Here is a 17,980-nt window from a genome sequence, read left to right on the forward strand (position 1 = left end):
GCAGAGGCTGATGATTAGGCGCGGCGTCGCCGGCGTCGGCAAATCAGAAAACCCCGGGCCAGACCTAAAAACTCGATAACACCCCCTGTCCCGACGTGGGAGCGAGCCTGCTCGCGAATGCGTTCCTCCAGACAAACAATTATTTGCTGACACTGCGCTTTCGCGAGCAGGCTCGCTCCCACAGAGGACATTGCGAAGTGCCTGAAACTGAATAAACCCTGAACCATTCTCAAATACTCGCAAATTTTCACGTTCGTACTCCGAGGCAACTAATCATTAGCATCTTTTTCACGAAAAATTGATCCATGCCTGCCTAAAGTTTGTCATGCCTCGGTGAATGAAGTTTTCACACTTGACGGGGCTCTTCTTTCAGGAACAGTCACTCATCATGCTGAAGTTAAAAGCCGTGCGCCCGGAATGGGTGACGTTGTTTGCCAGCGCCTTTTTGTTGCTCGGTTTCAATCTGGTGCTTTGGCAACACCTGTTCGAGATCACCGCCGCCGATGGCAAGGGCATCGCCATGCGCGTGGCGTTCGGCGTGATGATCCTTGCCGCGTTCAATATCGTGCTGACGATATTCGCGTTCCGGCCACTGCTTAAACCACTTTTGACTCTTTTGTTTTTAGTCAGCGCCGGCGTGGCTTATTTCATGAGCCAATATGGCGTCATGATTGATGCGGGCATGTTGCGCAACTTTGCCGAGACCAACGCGACGGAAGTGCGTGATCTGCTTTCGTTGAAGTTGTTCGCTTATATTCTCTTGCTGGGTGTTTTGCCGTGTTTGTTGTTGTGGAAAGTACCGGTCAATTATCGGCGCTGGCATCGCGAGTTGTTCAGCAAAGTTATTGTCAGTGTTGCCTCGGCGGCGGTAATCGGTGTTGTCGCATTGGCCAACTATCAAGGTTTGTCGTCGCTGTTTCGCAATCACCACGAAATTCGCCTGATGCTGGTGCCGAGCAATTACATCGGCGCATCCATTGGTTATCTGCAAGAGCAAGTGGTCTCGGCGCAGCAGCCGTTCATCAAGATCGGCGAAGATGCCCAGCGCAACCCCGACTTGCAGCTACAGCCACGCAAATCCCTCACCGTGCTGGTGGTAGGGGAAAGTGCGCGAGCGCAGAACTTCGGCATTCTCGGTTACGACCGAGACACCACCCCGCAACTGGACAAAGAGGCCGGGCTGATCGCTTTCACTGACGTGCATTCCTGCGGCACGGAAACCGCCGTTTCGGTACCGTGCATGTTCTCCAACATGGGTCGCAAGGATTACAACGCCAGCAAGGCCAGGAATGAAGAGGGCTTGCTCGATGTGCTCAAGCGTGCCGGCATTGATGTGATCTGGCGCGATAACCAGTCCGGCTGCAAAGGCACTTGCGACCGCGTCACGGTGCAGGATGTCAGCAAGTTGCAAGACCCGGCGTTGTGCGCCAACAGCGAATGTCGCGATGAAATCCTCCTGCAAGGGCTGCAAAGTTTTATCGATCACTTGGACAAGGACACCGTGCTGGTTCTGCACCAGATGGGCAGTCACGGCCCGGACTACTTCAAGCGGTATCCCAAGGAGTACGAACACTTCACTCCGGTCTGTGAAAGTAACGCGCTGAACAATTGCAGCCGCGAAAGTATCGTCAACGGTTACGACAACACCTTGGTCTACACCGACCATGTGCTGGCGAGCCTGATCGATGTGCTGCGCAGCAATCAGGACAAAGTCGACACCGCCATGCTCTATCTGTCGGACCACGGCGAATCGCTGGGCGAGTACAACCTGTTTCTGCACGGCACGCCTTATATGCTGGCGCCCGAGCAACAGAAGCATGTAGCGATGCTGGCGTGGTTCTCTGACAGCTATCAGAAGGCCTATTCGGTCGACACCCATTGCCTGCAACTGAGCCGGGACAAGCCGCTGAGCCAGGACAATCTGTTCCACCCGATGCTCGGCCTGCTCGAAGTGCGCAGCAGCGTCTATCAACCTGCCTTGGACATGTTTGCCGGCTGTCGTGGCGCGGTGATCGACGGCGTGTTGGCCAAGCAGTGAAGCGTTTCCTGCCCGTCGCGCCAATGCGACGGGCCTTTCTGTTTCTGCTGTCAGACTATTCTTGCTGACAGGCAAGACATTTCCTTACAGCTCTTGCCCTTCAAAGGCGCGTAAATCGTCGGTGGCGATATATACTGCGCGCCATTCTTCAAGGGAGAGCCGTGTGGCTATCGATATTCACTGGATTCGCGACAACGAAAGCCTCGCGCAGTTTTGCGCCGAGTGGCAGCAGCTGCCGTTCGTTGCCCTCGACACCGAATTCATGCGGGTCGACACCTTCTATCCGATTGCCGGCCTGTTGCAGATCGGCGACGGCAAACGCGCCTACCTGATCGACCCGCTGACCATCAACGCCTGGCAACCGCTGGCAGCGTTGCTGGAAAACCCGGCGGTGCTGAAAGTCCTGCACGCCTGCAGCGAAGACCTCGAAGTGCTTCTGCGCCTGACCGGCAGCCTGCCGTCGCCGTTGTTCGACACGCAACTGGCCGCCGCTTACCTGAACCTCGGTTTTTCGATGGGCTATTCGCGACTGGTGCAGGAAGTGCTCGGCATCGACCTGCCCAAGGGCGAGACCCGTTCCGACTGGTTGCAGCGTCCGCTGTCCGAAACCCAGATCAGCTATGCCGCCGAAGATGCCGTGCATCTGGCCGAGGTGTTCGTCGAGTTGCGGCCCAAGCTGTCCGACGACAAGTTCGCCTGGGTGCTGGAGGATGGCGCCGAACTGGTCGCCAACCTGCGCCGCGAAACTGATCCTTACGAGGTGTATCGCGAGGCGAAACTGGCGTGGAAGTTGTCCCGTGCACAACTCGCCGTGCTGCGTGAGCTGTGCGCCTGGCGCGAAAAAGAAGCCCGCGCCCGCGACCTGCCGCGCAACCGCATCGTCCGTGAACACTCGCTGTGGCCCTTGGCCCGCACCCAGCCGGATAACCTCGCGGCGCTGGGCAAGATCGAAGACATGCACCCGCGTACCGTACGTCAGGACGGTCAGTTTCTACTTGATCTGATCAAGCGCTCTGGCAGTGTGGGGCCAGATCAATGGCCGCCGGCAGTGCCGGAGCCGTTGCCGATCGAAGCCGCTGCGCTGATCAAGCAACTGCGCGCGCTGGGTCAGGCCGAGGCCGAACGCCTGGGTATTGCCCCGGAACTGATGCTGCGCAAGAAAACCCTCGAAGCCCTGGTCAAAAGCGGCTTCCCCGAGGGGCCTTACCAATTGCCCGATTCGCTGCGTGGCTGGCGCCGCGAATTGCTCGGCCAGAAGCTGCTCGACAGCCTGGCCACCGCCGGAGAACAGCCTTGAAACGTATTTGCTCCATCTACCAAAGCTCCAAGCGCAGCGGCATGTATCTCTACGTGCTCAAGAGCGATGCGCTCGAGCGCGTGCCAGAGGCGCTGATGACGGCTTTCGGCAAAGCGAAGCATTCCTTCGATCTGGTGCTGTCGCCCGAGCGCAAGCTGGCCAGCGAAGACATCACCGTGGTTCTGGAAAACCTCGACAAGCAGGGCTATCACCTGCAGATGCCACCGGCCGAGGACGAGTACATCGAGCATTTGCCCGAAGAGTTGCTGCGACGCAACGACCCGGTCTGACCCGCGAGGCCCTGTTCTGGGCCTCGGTTAACCCTGGAACTGTTTTTACCGCGATGGCCGGCCCGACCCCGGCGGCTGTCTGCACGGTTTGCGAAAGGTTTGAAGATGCGCGTTCTGATTGCCGAACACGACTACGCGATATACGCCCGCCTGCTGCGTCAGGCGCTGCCCGAGCTTGAAATCCTGACCAGCGGCGACTCCGCCGAACTGGCGCGTCAGGCCGCCGATTGCCCGGTGTGGCTGGGCCAGCCGGATCTGCTGGCGACCTTGCTGCGCCAGGGCCATCAACCGCAATGGCTGCAATCGACCTGGGCCGGCATCACGCCGCTGCTCGCCGACGGCCTGCGCCGCGACTATCGTCTGACCCGCGCCGTGGGGATTTTCGGTCAGGTCATGGCTGAATACGTGCTGACCTACATCCTCGGCCACGAACGCGAAGTGCTGGCGCGGCTGGTCAGCCAGGTCGAGCGCAAGTGGGACAACCGCAGCGGCCAGAGTCTGGTAGGGCGCAAGGTGCTGATCGTCGGCACCGGTGACATCGGCCAGAGCGTTGCGCAGTTTCTGCGGCCGTTCGGCGTCGAGCTGTACGGTATCGCCAGCAGTGCCCGCGAACAGGCACCATTTGTCGAAGTCGGCGCGCTGGCCGATCTTCCGCGTCTGGTGGGCGAAGTGGATTACGTGGTCAATCTGCTGCCGAACACCGAACACACCCACGATATCTACGACGCGGCGCTGTTCAAGCAATTCAAGCCGACCGGATTGTTCATCAACGCCGGGCGTGGTGTCGCAGTGGTCGATGCCGATCTGGTAGAAGCCTTGAAGGAAGGGCATCTGGCCGGCGCGGTGATCGACGTTTGCCGTCAGGAGCCATTGCCGCAACGCCATCCATTCTGGACCGCATGGGGCTTGTTGCTGACCGGGCACAGTTCGGCACCGACCTCGCCGGCGCTGATGGTGGATTTGTTTGTGCAGAACCTGAAAGCGTATGAGGCAGGTGAAGCTTTGCGCGGCGAGGTGGATTTCACCCGCGGTTACTGACTCTCCACCGATTTCACTGTGGGAGCGAGCCTGCTCGCGAAGAGGGCGTGTCAGTCGACAACAGCGTGTCTGACACAGCGCTTTCGCGAGCAGGCTCGCTCCCACATTGGTTTCAAAGTGTAGCCACCAGTTTGCTCAGCGGGCGGCGCTGGTGCGGACAAGCGGATTTACCGGCAGTCGCCAGCGCTTGGCCCCCGCGCCCGCTGGCACTAGACTGGCGGCCTTTTCACCACCTTGATGTTGATGCTTGAGCCATGGCCGCCATAGTCGAACCGTTCTGGAAACGCAAAACCCTCGATCAACTCGATCACGAGGAATGGGAATCGCTGTGCGACGGCTGCGGTCTGTGCTGCCTGCAAAAGCTCGAGGATGAAGAAGACAACAGCGTCTATTACACGCGCATCGCCTGCAAACTGCTGGATCTGAAAACCTGCCAGTGCAGCGATTATCCGAACCGGATCAAGTTTGTCCCGGACTGCATTCAGCTCACGCCGGGTCAGGCGGAAGAATTCAAGTGGCTGCCGCCGACCTGTGGTTATCGTCTGGTCAGCGAGGGCAAGGATCTGCCGTTATGGCATCACCTGGTGTGTGGCGACCGCGACGCGGTGCACCATGAGCGGATTTCCCAGTCCGGGCGCATGCTCGCCGAAGGCAGCGTGCCGGAGGATGACTGGGAAGATCATCTGATTTTTCGCGCGGGTTGATGAGGTGGTGAGTTGTTGAACCCGTAAAATCAAAAGATCGCAGCCTTCGGCAGCTCCTACAATGGAAAACGTGATTCCGTGTAGGAGCTGCCGCAGGCTGCGATCTTTTGCTTTAAAGCCTCAGACGCCGGCCTTCGGCGAGGTCAGCGAATCATTGCCGGTGACGGTGGCTGTTTCAGTAGCCACTTCGGCATTAGTCTTCAACTTGCTCAGTTCTTCCCCGGCGCGTTCGATCTTCGTCCGCACGTTGTTCATGTCCTGACGGCCTTTTTCCAACAGGCTTTTTGCCGAGCAGTGTCCGGTGATGCCACGGGCTACGGCCACGCCGCCGAGCGCCACTTGCAGCAGGCCGAATACGCCGCCACGGCGCAGGCCCTTGCCGACCATCAGCACGCCGCCGGTCAACGAGCCGACGCGCTCCCAGCCATGCACATTCTTGTGCGAAGGCGACTGGAACGGGGTGGATTCGATGCGTTCTACGCGTTTGAGCTCGCTCATGATCTATCTCCAGGCAGGGTGCGATTGATAGATAAGCTGACTGCCGGGGCCGTCAGCTTGTTCCATCGAATGTGCGACGCTTCAGCGGAATTTCGGCCCGGAGCGCGTGTTCAGGCCCTTGGCCATGCGGTCGTAGAGCACGACGTTGACCGTGGCGGCGAGATTCATGCAGCCGGTGGTCGGGATGTACACGACGTCTTCGCACCAGTCGCGAATCTCTTTATCCAGCGAGCCGTCTTCCGGCCCGAAGATATACAGGGCGCGGTCGGGGTGGGTGTATTCCGGCAGCGGCCTTGCGCCTTCGACCAGCTCTACCGCGACGGGAACGCAGTTGAGCGGAAGGATTTTTTTCAGGTCGTCGATGCCGATCAACGGGATGTCGTAGTGCACGCGCTTGGTGTCGGTGACGAAGTCGGCGGCGCGTTCATAACGCTTGCCGGTGTAGAACACCGACGCCACGCCGTAACAGCCTGCGGCGCGCATCACCGAACCGACGTTCTCCGGTGATTTGGGGTTATACAAACCAATGCAGCTGTACCGTTTGTCTGCCACGAGCGGGGTGCCTTCGGGAAAAAGAGGGCGATTATACGGGGATTGGGGGAGGGCGGGCAGATTCGAGATTTGTGGTGCCTGGCCGGCCGCCTTCGCGAGCAGGCTCGCTCCCACAGGGGAACGCATTTCAACTGTGGGAGCGAGCCTGCTCGCGAAAGGGCCAGCTCAGGCGATGAAGATCTTCAATCTTCTTTTTCATCAGGCCAGCCAGGGCCGCAAACGGGTTATGCGTGGCCTTGGCGATCTTCGGTGTGCTCAGCGAGCCCTCGCCGAAATACTGCTGATCGGTGTAACGCGAGTGTTCGTTGTCGTGGCAATACAGGCACAACAGCTCCCAGTTCGAGCCGTCCTGTGGGTTGTTGTCGTGGTTGTGGTCGCGGTGGTGCACGGTCAGTTCGCTCAGGCGCTTGCCGGAAAACTCACGGGCGCAGCGGCCGCAGACGTGCGGGTACATCTTCAGGGCCTTGTCGCGGTAGCCCATTTCCTTGTCGCGCTGGTTGTCGGCGAGGATGCGGTCCAGCTTCGACGTGTTGGTGGGGGTGGACGAACTCATGGGTTCACCTTTGCAGAAAGACTGATGACGGTTATGCGCAGTTTAGCTCAGCCCTTGAGCTTCTCGGCAATCCAGATCGTGTGACGGGTGCCCTTGTTGCCGTGGGCGAAGACCTGGACTTCTTCGGCCTTGAAACCGGCCTTCTTCAATTTGTCGGAAAACTGTCGGTCGGCGCTGGCCGACCATACCGCGAGCACACCTTTGGGGCGCAGCGCCTTGGCGCAGGCATTCAGGCCAGCAGCGGAATACAGCCAGCTGTTGGCCTTTTGAGTCAGGCCTTCGGGGCCGTTGTCGACGTCGAGCATGATCGCATCGAAACCGTTCGGCTCGCTTTGCAGCACGTTGGCCACATCTTCCATGCGGATCACCGTGCGCGGATCGAGCAATGGCCGACCGGACTTCTCCCCGAGCGGGCCGCGATTCCACTCGACCACGCCGGGCACCAGCTCAGCGACCACCACTTCGGCGGACTTGCCCAGGTGCTTGAGTGCCGAGGCGAGGGTGAAACCCATGCCCAGGCCGCCGATCAACACCCGCGAATTCGGCCGGCCGGCGACCTTGCGGCAGGGGATTTCTGCCAGTGCGTCCTCGGAACCGTGCATGCGCGTGTTCATCAACTGTCCGCCGTCGCCGCCCTGGATCTTGATGACGAAATCCTCGCCATACTCGAACAGGCACAGGGCACCGCCGTTTTCAGGGATCGGGGTGGTGTCGAGCAGAACGAAACGTTTCATGGAAATCTCTAAAGGGGGGAAGGCAAGCAGGCGCGTTGGGAGTAGCCTGAGCACAGACTAAAGGCCAAACGGAGCCCTTGATGAAGCGCACCATTCTAACGGTCATTACCCTGGCCGCGCTCGCGATTACTGCAGTGCAGGCCCAGCAGAGCGTTCCGGTCAGCCCAACGCCGCAACCCGGCTCGCCCGGCACCGCGACGCCGACACCGTATCCGCAGATCACCCCGATCACCCTGCCCAAGTCGGGCGCCGGTAGCGGCAGCCCGCCACTGGTGCCGATTGAAATGCCCAGCCCGCCGAGCAAGGATCAACCTATGCCGGGCATCGAGCCGAACGGCAACAAGATCAAATCCCCGGGCGGCTAAACCTGTTGCGCGGCGAGCTGGCCATCGGCCATGCGCAGGCGTTTGGACAGCGAGACGGCGAGGGCGCGGATGATCTTCGCGGCGATTTTCGGTGCGTCGTTGAGCATTTTCTCCAGCGAGTCCTTGCCCAGATTGAGCAACTGACAATTGCTCGCCGCGATGCAGGTAGCCGAGCGGCGCTCGCCATCAAGCACGGCCATTTCACCGAAGGCCCGGCCGCTGCGCAGGGTGGCCATGGTGATGACCTGGCCATCAGCGCCGGTTTTCTGCACGGCGACCTGGCCGGTGTGGATGATGCACATGAAACTGCCGGCATCGCCCTCGCGAAAAATCGCCTCGCCTTCAGCCACGGTGCTGATGCTGAAATAGCCGGAAGCGGCCGCGAAGTCGGCCAGCTGCAATTGATCGAACAGGCCACAGTCCATCAGCCAGTCGCGGATTTCGTTGTTCAGAAAGGTCGGTTCAGACATGTCGATGCGGTCTTTTTGTTATCACTGTTTCCAAGGAGCACACGGTCCCCATGTAGGAGCTGCCGAAGGCTGCGATCTTTTGATCTTGTCGTTCAAAACCAGGATCAAAAGATCGCAGCCTTCGACAGCTCCTACACAGGGAATCGGTGGAGGCTTTTGGTCTGCTGTTAAGACCCAAGCCACCCACAGAGTTCCTCAGGCAATCTGCAAAACCTTGAACACAAATGCATATTCGAGCGCTACGTCACGTAATCCCTGATAGCGCCCGCTCATGCCGCCATGCCCGGCGCCCAGTTCGGTCTTGAGCAGCAGCACATTGTCGTCGGTCTTGGTTGCGCGCAATTTTGCTACCCACTTGGCCGCTTCCCAGTACTGCACGCGGCTGTCGTTGTAGCCGGCGATCACCAGCAGTGGCGGATAAGCCTGCGCGGTGACGTTTTCGTACGGTGCGTAAGCCTTGATCCGATCATAGACGTCCGGTTCTTCCGGGTTGCCCCATTCGTCGTATTCGGTGACGGTCAGCGGCAGATCGGGGTCGAGCATGGTATTGAGCACGTCGACGAACGGCACTTCGGCAATCGCCACGCCGAACAGGTCCGGGCGCTGGTTGAGCACCGCGCCGATCAGCAGGCCACCGGCGCTGCCGCCGCTGATCGCCAGTTTCTCCGCCGTGGTGATGCCGTTGAGAATCAGGAATTCGGCGCAGGCGATGAAGTCGCTGAAGGTGTTGTGTTTGTGTTCCTGCTTGCCGGCGCGATACCAGGCTTCGCCTAGCTCGCCGCCGCCGCGTACGTGGGCAATGGCGAAGGCCATGCCGCGATCGAGCAGGCTCAGGCGGGCGTGAGAAAACCACGGATCGAGGCTGGAGCCGTAAGCGCCATAACCATACAGATACAGCGGCACCGGTTTACCGACCATCTCGCGTTTCATCACCAGACTGATCGGCACCTGCGTACCGTCCGGGGCGGTCGCCCACAGGCGTTGGCTGACATAGGCGTCGGCATCAAATTGGCCGAGTACCGGGGTTTCCTTGAGCACCGTTTGTTCGCCGCTGGCAAGAATCAACTGGCGCACCTGGGCCGGGCGATTCAACGCTTCGTAGCGCAGGCGAATGCGGTCGCTCTCGAATTCCAGGCTGTTTTGCACGTGGAGGCTGTAGGCCGCATCGGGCAATTGCACGCGATACGGCGCCGAGCCCTGCGGGTGAACCTCGATGATCGGCAGGCCACCTTCGCGCAGACTCAAAGTCATCGCCTCGGTGTTGAGGCTGACACCGTCGAGCATCACTTCTTCGTTGTGCGGGATCAGGTTCTGCCAGTCGGCCTCGCTCGGCGGCACGCCAGTGTCCGGGGCCTGATACAGGGCGAAGTTGATGCCGTCGCGGTTGGTACGGATAAACCATGTCCAGACGCCATCGAGCAGGCCGTGGTCGACGTCGTATTCGTGATCTTCGACCCGTGGCGCCAGGCAGCTGAACGGCAGGTGCGGTTGGTTGGCGTCCAGCGCCCAGACTTCACTGGTGGTCTTGCTGCCCAGCGACAGCAGCAATTGCTGTTCGGAGCTGGCGCGGTAGCAATGCAGGAAGAAACGCCCATCCGGCTCGTGGAAGACTTCTTCAGCGGCGGTGCCATCGAGACGATAGCGAAACAGTTTATGCGGGCGATGGGTGTCGTCGAGCACACCGAAAAACACGGTCAGGCTGTCGTTGGCCCAGGTCATGCTGCCGTCGCAGTCCTCGAATTCCAGTTCGCTGACCTTGTCGTTGGACAGCTCCTTGACGAACAGCGTGTAGATCTCATCGCCCGAGGCATCAACGCTGTAGGCCAGGCGCTGGTGATCGGGGCTGATGCTGAAAGCGCCGAGCGAGAAGAAGCCGCCATTGGCCAGCGCATTCGGGTCGAGCAGCAATTGTTCGCGGCTTTCATCGAGGGTCAGGCTGTCGTCCGCAGGACGCGGGCAGCGATAGTGCCGGGCGTATTCATCACCAGCGGTGGTGCGCGTGTAATACAGATACGGGCCCCAGGGCGAGGGCAGGGACAGATCAGTCTCGAGAATCCGCCCCTTGATTTCGTTGAACAGGCTTTCGCGCAGCTCGGCCTGATCGGCGATTTGCGCTTCCTGATAAGCGTTTTCAGCCTTGAGGTAGTCGAGCACCGCGTCGGTATCGCGTTCCTGCAGCCAGGCATACGGGTCGGCGCCGGGCGCCCGCTGGGCAATCGGGGCAGTCATGACATTGGCGGATTGGGGCATGGAAGGCTCTCGGACAATATTCGGAATTGGGTTTTTCGCAGGTCTTGAAAGCGCCGCAGCCCGTGTGGGAGCGAGCCTGCTCGCGAAAGCGGTGTGTCAGGCAACGCTGTTGCAACTGACAGTCCGTATTCGCGAGCAGGCTCGCTCCCACAGGGGCGGCTGCTGGCCGTCTGGTATTGGGACAAGCCGCATGGGCGAAAAGTCGTTACTATAAGCGCCTATTTGCCTGCCTTGCCATGGACACCATGACCGAGAACGACTATCTGATCGCCTGGGGCCTTTACGCCTTTGCCGCCGTGGGCTGCCTGCTGGTATGGATGCGCCTGACCACCTGGATGTGGCGCTGGCTGCGCGAGCCGCTGCGTGTGCTGATGGCGGTGTTGCTGTTCAGCCCGACCATCGTCGATCCGGTGAAAGCCAAAGTTGCACCGGCTATCGCCATCACCGCCCTGGACATGCTGTTCAAGGTCGGCAACAACGCCTGGCGCGCGGTTTCCGATCTGTTCATGTACGGCATGATCGCCTTCGGGGTGTATCTGGTTTTCGTCTTGATCCGCCTGCCGATCGAGCGTGCCTCGGCAGCACGGCGTGAACGCGCCGAGGCCGCCAAGGCTGCGGCCCGTGCCGAAGAGCGCGACGATGATCAACCGTTCGGCGGCGCCGGTGACGACCGCTACGGTCGCCCGCCGGTGCCGAACAATCCGCAGCGCATGCGGGTCGAGCCGCGTCTGTAACCCGAGAGTCCGCACATGTGTGAATTACTGGGCATGAGTGCCAACGTGCCGACCGACATCGTGTTCAGCTTCACCGGCCTGATGCAGCGTGGCGGACGCACCGGCCCGCACCGCGACGGCTGGGGCATTGCCTTCTACGAAGGGCGGGGCCTGCGTCTGTTTCAGGACCCGGCAGCGAGCAGCGAGTCGGAAGTGGCCAACCTGGTGCAACGTTATCCGATCAAGAGCGAAGTGGTCATCGGCCATATTCGCCAGGCCAACGTCGGCAAGGTCTGCCTGTCCAACACTCACCCGTTCGTCCGCGAACTGTGGGGGCGCAACTGGTGTTTTGCGCACAACGGCCAGCTCGCCGACTTCACTGCGATCAAGAGTTTCTACCGACCGGTCGGCGATACCGACAGCGAAGCGGCATTCTGCGACCTGCTCAACCGTGTGCGCGCGGCGTTTCCGGAACCGGTCGATATCGAAGTGCTGCTGCCGGATCTGGTCGCCGCTTGCGCCGAATATCGCAGCAAAGGCGTGTTCAATTGCCTGCTCAGCGACGGCGACTGGCTGTTCTGTTATTGCTCGACCAAACTCGCCCAGATCACCCGCCGCGCCCCGTTCGGCCCGGCGCGGCTCAAGGATGTCGATGTGATCGTCGATTTCCAGGCCGAAACCACGCCCAACGACGTGGTCACGGTGATTGCCACCGAGCCTTTGACCGAAAACGAAACCTGGACCCGTTACGAACCGGGCCAATGGAGCCTGTGGCGACGCGGCGAATGCGTCAGCCAGGGCAAGACCGAATAAGGATTTGCATCCATGTTGCTCAGTTATCTACGGCTGGTGTTGTTTGCGGCGGGCCTGTTGATCGGTGTCCAGGTGCCGGGGTTCATCAACGATTACGCGCAACGTGTCGAAGCGCACCTGATCGAAGCGCAGACCGGTCTGCGTGGTTTCCAGGGCACGGCGGATCAGTTTTTCAAAGGCGATATGCAGGCGCTGGTCGCGCATTACCGTGCCAGCGAAGACCCGATTTTCCGCAGCGATGCTGACAGCCTGAACACCTTGCTCACCCGCCAGGTCGCGCTGGACAAGCAGTTCCAGGCGATGCAAGGGCCGTGGTATGTGCGCTTCCTGCAAGTGGTCCTGGCCGCCGATCCGGATATTCGCAAGGAAACCTGGAACGGCTACAGCTACCAGATCCTGCTGACGCCAGAGGCGATGATCTGGGGCATGAGCGGCGCGTTGCTGCTGTCGTTCGGCATCGAATGCCTGTTTCGCCTGATCGACTGGGTCGTCCTCGGCGGCCGCCGCCTGCGCCAGAGCCGACCGATCGAAGATCGCGACGTGCGCGGTTTGTAAGACTTGCACAATCCCCTCTGGCAACAGAGGCTTTATGGCATTGGGGATTCTGTGGTGAGTGGGCTCTGTGGTGGGTGGGTACTGAGTTGAGTGGGCTCTGTGGTGAATGGGCTATGGGGGGAGTGGGTTCTGTGGCGAATGAATTCTGTGGCGAGGGGATTTATCCCCGTTGGGCTGCGCAGCAGCCCCAAAACCTGCACTGAAAGACCGCGTTGGCCGCAATCACGACTGCTGCGCAGCCGAGCGGGGATAAATCCCCTCGCCACTAATCATTCAGTGAGGGTGATGCAGTCCTCGCCCACCTTTTGCGCATACCCCGCCAAGACCTGCTGACACAACGTCACAATCTCCTCGACCCACTCAACCCCGACCCGCCACGACACCACCACCGGCAGATTCGCCGGCCGCTGCTCGATGTCGAGCAAGATCAATTCGCCCCGTGCCAGCTCCTCGGTCACCAGCACCGGCGGCAGCGCGCCGATACCGAAGCCATCGCGCAACAACCGGGTGATCGCCGACACCGAGTTCACGCAATTCAAGCGTGGCGCCATGACGCCGCTGGCCTGCATCAGCGCGACGATATCCTGATGCGGTCGTGAGTTTTTCGAATAGGTGATGATCCGCTCCTGCGCCAGTTCGGCGAGGTCGGCGTAGTCGCGGTTGTAGATCGAATTGCTCGCGACAATCCAGCCCAGCGGATGGCTCGCCAGCTCGAGGCTGCGCACGCTTTCGTGACGGACCAGATCGGTTTGCAGAACCAGATCAAGGAAGCCTTTTTGCAGTTGATCGCAGAGGTTCAGCGCGGTATCCGCGACCAATTCGATTTCCACGCGTGGGTACAGATCGGTCATCTGCGCCACCAGCGGGCTCAGCCAGGTATGGATTACTGTGTCCATCACGCCGATACGCACCCGCCCGACCTTGCTCGAACGGGTCTCGATCGACTGCTTCAGCGCCGCCATGGTGTCGAGCATCTGCTCGGCATAGTCGAGCACTTTCAGGCCTTCCGGGGTCAGGCTGACGCCGCGTGAGTCGCGCAAAAACAGCTTTACGCCCAGCTCGCCTTCGAGCACCGCAATGCGGCTGGAAATCGATGCCTGGGTGGTGAACAGCTTGTCAGCGGTCAGGCGAAAACTCTTCAGGCGCGCGACCCAGACAAAGGTCTCGAGAAACTTCAGATTCATGGACAAGGCTCGAGTGACAAATTTTTCTTATGCCTAAGGCGGGTTTTTATTCGTTGGACGGCGCAGGGCAGGGCGACGAAAAATCGGCGCATCCGGTTCCCACGATAGGCGTCGTCGGAGCTTCGAACAAGACCAATAAAAGCCCTGCGGAGATTTGCCATGAGTGCTCCCGACACCCTTCCTTTATCCAAGCCTGCGGCGCGCCCCGGGCCTTTCGACTGGTATCGCAACATCAACCAGCAGGAGCGCCGCACGTTCTGGAGCTGCAAGATCGGTTACGGCCTGGATGGCATGGACACGCAGATGCTCAGCTTCGTTGTGCCGACGCTGATCGCGATGTGGGGCATCACCACGGGCGAAGCGGGACTGATTCACACCAGCACCCTGATCGCCTCGGCCATCGGCGGTTGGGTCGCCGGGATTCTCTCCGACCGCATCGGCCGCGTGCGCACCCTGCAACTGACGGTGCTGTGGTTCGCCTTCTTCACCTTCCTCTGCGGCTTCGCGCAAAACTACGAACAATTGTTGATCGCCCGCACCCTGATGGGCTTCGGTTTCGGCGGTGAATGGACCGCTGGCGCAGTGTTGATCGGTGAAGTGATCCGCGCCAAGGATCGCGGCAAAGCGGTGGGCATGGTGCAATCCGGCTGGGCGCTGGGTTGGGGCCTGACGGCGATTCTGTACGCGCTGCTGTTTTCGGTGTTGCCAGCGGAAGATGCGTGGCGCGCGCTGTTCATCCTTGGCATCGTGCCGGCGATATTCGTGATTTTTGTCCGTCGACTGGTGAAAGATCCGGAGATATATCGCGAAGCCAAAGCCGCGCAAACTCCGGAAAACCCGGCGAAGTTCTACGAGATCTTCGCGCCGGGAATGCTCTTCACCACGTTTCGCGCTTCCTTGCTGACCACCGGTGCGCTGGGCGGCTACTACGCGATCACCTCCTGGCTGCCGACTTTCCTCAAGAACGAGCGCGGTTTGAGCGTGCTCGGCACCGGTGGTTATCTGGCGATGGTGATCGTCGGTTCCTATGTCGGTTATGTGATCAGCGCGTATCTGACCGACCTGCTGGGGCGGAAAAAGAACTTCATTTTGTTTGCCGTCGGCTCGTTCACCATCGTTCTGCTCTACACGCAGATGCCGGTCAGCAATGGCGTGATGCTCTGGCTGGGCTTTCCGCTGGGCTTCTTCGCCTCGGGGATTTTCAGCGGCATGGGCGCGTTTCTCACCGAATTGTTCCCTACGCGGATTCGCGGCTCGGGCCAGGGTTTCTGCTACAACATCGGCCGCGCGCTGGCGGCGTTGTTCCCGCTGTTGATCGGCCTGCTCAGCCAGAAAGTGCCATTGAGCATGGGCATCGGCGCCTTCGCGGCGGTCTCCTATGGCGTGGTGATTCTGGCGGCGCTGAGCCTGCCGGAAACCCGTGGCAAGCAACTCGACGCGCAGTAACTGATACCCTGCGCAGAAGTCTCCTACAGATAAAAAGACCAGCAGCTACAGGAGTGTTCACCGTGAGCCGCCTGCTATTGAATTGCGACATTGGCGAGAGCTTCGGCAGCTGGACCATGGGTCTGGACGCCGAAGTCATGCCCTTCATCGATTGCGCCAACATCGCCTGCGGTTTCCATGCTGGCGACCCGAGCATCATGCGCAAAACCGTGGCGCTGGCGCTCGAGCACGGCGTGCAGATTGGCGCGCACCCGGCCTATCAGGATCTGGTCGGATTCGGCCGACGTTCCATGGCCTATTCCGCGCAAGAGTTGCAAGACATCCTGCATTACCAGATCGGCGCCCTGGACGGCATCTGCAAGGCGCAGGGCGGACGCGTGAGCTACGTCAAACCCCACGGCGCGATGTACAACGACATGATGGCCAACCCGGCGCAGTTGCGCGCGGTGGTGCAGGCCGTGGCCGCGTATGACCGCAGCTTGCCGCTGATGTTGATGGCGACCCGAGACAACGCTGCGGCGCAGCAAATTGGCGATGAATACGGCGTAACGCTGTGGTTTGAAGCGTTCGCCGACCGTGCCTACGACAGCGCCGGCCGGCTGGTCTCCCGGCAACTGCCGGGCGCCGTGCATCACGATGCCGAAAAAATCATCGAGCAAGCGCTGACCATTGCCGATGGCGGCGCGCTCACCGCCAGCGATGGCAGCGCCTTGATCCTGCGCGCCAATACCTTGTGCGTCCACGGCGACAACGCCAGTTCCGTGGCCGCGGTGCAGCGCATTCGCCAAGCCTTGCAACAGTCGAGTGCGTCATGAACCCACGGATTGAAGTGGTGGCGCTCGACTGCCTGATGCTGCGTCTGTTCGATGAAATCGCCGAAGCCAACATGCCGTGGCTGCTCGCCGCCAGCGAGCGTTTGCGCACGGTGTTTGGCGCCCGGCTGATCGATCTGGTGCCGTCCTATACGACGTTGATGGTGCATTACGATCTGACGCTGTTGAGTCCGGCGCAGGCGCGCGAATTGATCGCCGAAGCGCTGATCGATCTGGCGCCGAATGCGCGCAGTGCCGGGCAGTGTCACGTCTTGCCGGTCTGGTACGACTTGAGTGTCGGCCCGGAATTGAGCCTGTTGGCCGAACGCAGCGGCCTCGCGGTGGAGGAGGTGATTCGTCGCCACAGCTCACGGGAATATCAGGTGTTCGCCCTTGGCTTTGCGCCGGGTTTTGCCTTCATGGGCCTGGTCGAAGAGATGCTCGCCGCGCCGCGCTTGAGCACGCCGCGCAAGAAAGTTGCCGCCGGCAGCGTGGGCATCGCTGAGCGGCAGACGGCGGCTTATCCGGTAGTTTCACCCGGTGGCTGGAACCTGATCGGGCGCACCCCGGCGCAACTGTTTGATCGCCATCGCGACGGCTACAGCCTGATGCAACCGGGCGACACGGTGCGCTTCGAAGCGGTCGATCACGCCGAATTCATACGCTTGGGCGGCGATGACACCCCACTGGAGGCGTTGGCATGAGTCGATTGACGATCGAAGCCAGCACACCGCTGTGCCTGTTGCAGGACGCCGGGCGGTTTGGCGTGCGGCATCTGGGCGTGACCCAGGGCGGCGCGGCGGATTGGTGTTCGATGAGCTGGGCCAATTGGCTGCTCGGCAATGAGCTGGATGCAGCAGTGGTTGAAATCACCCTCGGCGGGTTTGCCGTGGTGGCTGAAGAGGATTGCCTGCTGGCGCTGGCGGGAGCGGATCTCGGCGCGCAGATCGACGGCCAGCCGCTGGCGCCGTGGCGCAGTTTCAAATTGGCGAAAGGCCAGACATTGCGATTTACCCAGCCGTTGCTTGGCGCTAGAGCTTATCTGGCGGCCCCCGGCGGTTTTGCCGCGCCGCAGGTGCTGGGCAGCAGTGCCACGGTGGTGCGCGAAGAGCTCGGAGGGCTTGATGGCCTGGGCGTGCCGCTGACAAGAGGGGCAACCTTGAGTTATCGCGGCGAACCCCGGCAGGTGCGTGAAGTACCGCAGTCGCATCAACCGGACCTGCGCTCCGACAAACCGCTGGATCTGGTGATCGGCGCGCAGATCGGCCTGTTCAGCGGGCAAAGCCTGTTTGAGGTATTCAATAGTCGCTGGACACTCGACAGTCGCGCCGACCGCATGGGCATCCGCCTGCTCGGCTCGGCGTTGCAATATCAGGGCGCGCCGATGATCTCCGAGGGGATTCCGTTGGGCGCGGTGCAGGTGCCGCCCGATGGCCAGCCGATCGTGTTGCTCAACGATCGCCAGACCATTGGCGGATACCCGCGCCTGGGCGCGTTGACGCCGCTGGCGTTGGCACGATTGGCGCAATGCCTGCCGGGAGCGAAGGTGAGATTGAGGCCGGTAGTGCAGGACGTCGCGCACCGCGAGCATGTTGAGTATTTGCAGCGCTTTAAAGATCGCTAAAAGCTTCGCGAGCAGGCTCGCTCCCACAGGTCAAAGCATTCCAA

The 17,980-nt window shown here is 60.8% G+C and carries 20 protein-coding genes; 13 read left to right on the forward strand and 7 right to left on the reverse strand.

The genetic code is table 11. From position 1 onward, the window contains the following. Window positions 1–388: 388 nt before the first annotated feature. From FEE99_RS11390 to FEE99_RS11410, 5 genes are all read left to right on the forward strand, one after another. The gene (locus FEE99_RS11390; protein WP_143979059.1) at window positions 389–2,038 is read left to right on the forward strand and encodes a phosphoethanolamine transferase; all 1,650 of its coding nucleotides are present in this window, start codon (window positions 389–391) and stop codon (window positions 2,036–2,038) included. A gap of 163 nt (window positions 2,039–2,201) precedes the next feature. Beyond that, the gene (rnd, locus tag FEE99_RS11395; RefSeq protein ID WP_041478851.1) at window positions 2,202–3,335 is read left to right on the forward strand and encodes a ribonuclease D; all 1,134 of its coding nucleotides are present in this window, start codon (window positions 2,202–2,204) and stop codon (window positions 3,333–3,335) included. Further along, a complete protein-coding gene (locus FEE99_RS11400) occupies window positions 3,332–3,625 on the forward strand; it encodes a YcgL domain-containing protein (protein WP_041478850.1) in 294 nt (97 codons plus the stop codon). The genes rnd and FEE99_RS11400 overlap by 4 nt, the downstream gene beginning before the upstream one ends. Window positions 3,626–3,730: 105 nt before the next feature. Further along, a complete protein-coding gene (locus FEE99_RS11405) occupies window positions 3,731–4,663 on the forward strand; it encodes a D-2-hydroxyacid dehydrogenase (protein WP_041478849.1) in 933 nt (310 codons plus the stop codon). A gap of 254 nt (window positions 4,664–4,917) precedes the next feature. Continuing rightward, the gene (locus FEE99_RS11410) at window positions 4,918–5,367 is read left to right on the forward strand and encodes a YcgN family cysteine cluster protein (RefSeq protein WP_016771232.1); all 450 of its coding nucleotides are present in this window, start codon (window positions 4,918–4,920) and stop codon (window positions 5,365–5,367) included. 120 nt (window positions 5,368–5,487) lie between these two features. Here the strand turns inward: FEE99_RS11410 and FEE99_RS11415 are convergent, their stop codons facing one another. The 4 genes from FEE99_RS11415 to FEE99_RS11430 form a co-directional block, all read right to left on the reverse strand. Then, entirely contained in the window at window positions 5,488–5,865 is a 378-nt protein-coding gene (locus FEE99_RS11415) for a YgaP family membrane protein (RefSeq protein ID WP_041478848.1), read from the reverse strand. Between the two features lie 81 nt (window positions 5,866–5,946). Further along, window positions 5,947–6,417: an RNA methyltransferase gene (locus FEE99_RS11420; protein ID WP_007911337.1), complete on the reverse strand. Its 471-nt coding sequence runs from the start codon at window positions 6,415–6,417 to the stop codon at window positions 5,947–5,949. Between the two features lie 127 nt (window positions 6,418–6,544). Continuing rightward, the gene (locus tag FEE99_RS11425; protein ID WP_447121763.1) at window positions 6,545–6,970 is read right to left on the reverse strand and encodes a YajD family HNH nuclease; all 426 of its coding nucleotides are present in this window, start codon (window positions 6,968–6,970) and stop codon (window positions 6,545–6,547) included. A 47-nt stretch (window positions 6,971–7,017) separates the two neighbouring features. Then, the gene (locus tag FEE99_RS11430) at window positions 7,018–7,704 is read right to left on the reverse strand and encodes a spermidine synthase (protein WP_016771229.1); all 687 of its coding nucleotides are present in this window, start codon (window positions 7,702–7,704) and stop codon (window positions 7,018–7,020) included. 80 nt (window positions 7,705–7,784) lie between these two features. On the opposite strand from FEE99_RS11430, the gene FEE99_RS11435 reads away from it, so the two are divergent. After that, window positions 7,785–8,069, forward strand: a complete 285-nt coding sequence (locus FEE99_RS11435) for a hypothetical protein (protein ID WP_041478847.1) — start codon at window positions 7,785–7,787, stop codon at window positions 8,067–8,069. On the opposite strand, the gene FEE99_RS11440 is transcribed toward FEE99_RS11435, so the two are convergent. Beyond that, a complete protein-coding gene (locus FEE99_RS11440) occupies window positions 8,066–8,539 on the reverse strand; it encodes a cyclic nucleotide-binding domain-containing protein (protein WP_016771227.1) in 474 nt (157 codons plus the stop codon). The genes FEE99_RS11435 and FEE99_RS11440 overlap by 4 nt on opposite strands. A gap of 195 nt (window positions 8,540–8,734) precedes the next feature. Further along, the gene (locus FEE99_RS11445) at window positions 8,735–10,789 is read right to left on the reverse strand and encodes a S9 family peptidase (RefSeq protein WP_041478846.1); all 2,055 of its coding nucleotides are present in this window, start codon (window positions 10,787–10,789) and stop codon (window positions 8,735–8,737) included. A gap of 236 nt (window positions 10,790–11,025) precedes the next feature. On the opposite strand from FEE99_RS11445, the gene FEE99_RS11450 reads away from it, so the two are divergent. From FEE99_RS11450 to FEE99_RS11460, 3 genes are read left to right on the forward strand one after another with little or no spacing between them, the layout of a single operon-like run. Next, window positions 11,026–11,523: a hypothetical protein gene (locus tag FEE99_RS11450; protein ID WP_041478845.1), complete on the forward strand. Its 498-nt coding sequence runs from the start codon at window positions 11,026–11,028 to the stop codon at window positions 11,521–11,523. Between the two features lie 15 nt (window positions 11,524–11,538). Next, window positions 11,539–12,315, forward strand: a complete 777-nt coding sequence (locus FEE99_RS11455) for a class II glutamine amidotransferase (RefSeq protein ID WP_041478844.1) — start codon at window positions 11,539–11,541, stop codon at window positions 12,313–12,315. A 12-nt stretch (window positions 12,316–12,327) separates the two neighbouring features. Beyond that, a complete protein-coding gene (locus FEE99_RS11460) occupies window positions 12,328–12,870 on the forward strand; it encodes a DUF2937 family protein (RefSeq protein WP_016771223.1) in 543 nt (180 codons plus the stop codon). Between the two features lie 269 nt (window positions 12,871–13,139). Here FEE99_RS11460 and FEE99_RS11465 read toward each other — a convergent pair whose 3' ends face one another. Then, window positions 13,140–14,054, reverse strand: coding sequence for a LysR family transcriptional regulator (locus FEE99_RS11465; RefSeq protein ID WP_041478843.1), 915 nt, complete (start codon window positions 14,052–14,054; stop codon window positions 13,140–13,142). 159 nt (window positions 14,055–14,213) lie between these two features. Here FEE99_RS11465 and FEE99_RS11470 point away from each other — a divergent pair, with 159 nt between their 5' ends. The 4 genes from FEE99_RS11470 to FEE99_RS11485 all read left to right on the forward strand — a co-directional run bounded on the left by FEE99_RS11470 (window position 14,214) and on the right by FEE99_RS11485 (window position 17,936). Continuing rightward, window positions 14,214–15,500 carry an MFS transporter gene (locus FEE99_RS11470; RefSeq protein WP_016771221.1) on the forward strand — a complete coding sequence of 429 codons (1,287 nt, stop codon included), beginning with the start codon at window positions 14,214–14,216 and terminating at the stop codon, window positions 15,498–15,500. Between the two features lie 62 nt (window positions 15,501–15,562). Continuing rightward, entirely contained in the window at window positions 15,563–16,315 is a 753-nt protein-coding gene (locus FEE99_RS11475) for a 5-oxoprolinase subunit PxpA (protein WP_041478842.1), read from the forward strand. Next, window positions 16,312–17,016: a 5-oxoprolinase subunit PxpB gene (gene pxpB, locus FEE99_RS11480; RefSeq protein WP_041478841.1), complete on the forward strand. Its 705-nt coding sequence runs from the start codon at window positions 16,312–16,314 to the stop codon at window positions 17,014–17,016. The genes FEE99_RS11475 and pxpB overlap by 4 nt, the downstream gene beginning before the upstream one ends. Further along, complete coding sequence (locus FEE99_RS11485) at window positions 17,013–17,936, forward strand: 5-oxoprolinase subunit C family protein (RefSeq protein ID WP_041478840.1); 924 nt, start codon at window positions 17,013–17,015, stop codon at window positions 17,934–17,936. The genes pxpB and FEE99_RS11485 overlap by 4 nt, the downstream gene beginning before the upstream one ends. Window positions 17,937–17,980: the final 44 nt, after the last annotated feature.

Origin of the sequence: Pseudomonas sp. ef1 (assembly GCF_007293365.2) — a bacterium.
Classification (GTDB): Bacteria; Pseudomonadota; Gammaproteobacteria; order Pseudomonadales; family Pseudomonadaceae; genus Aquipseudomonas; species Aquipseudomonas siliginis.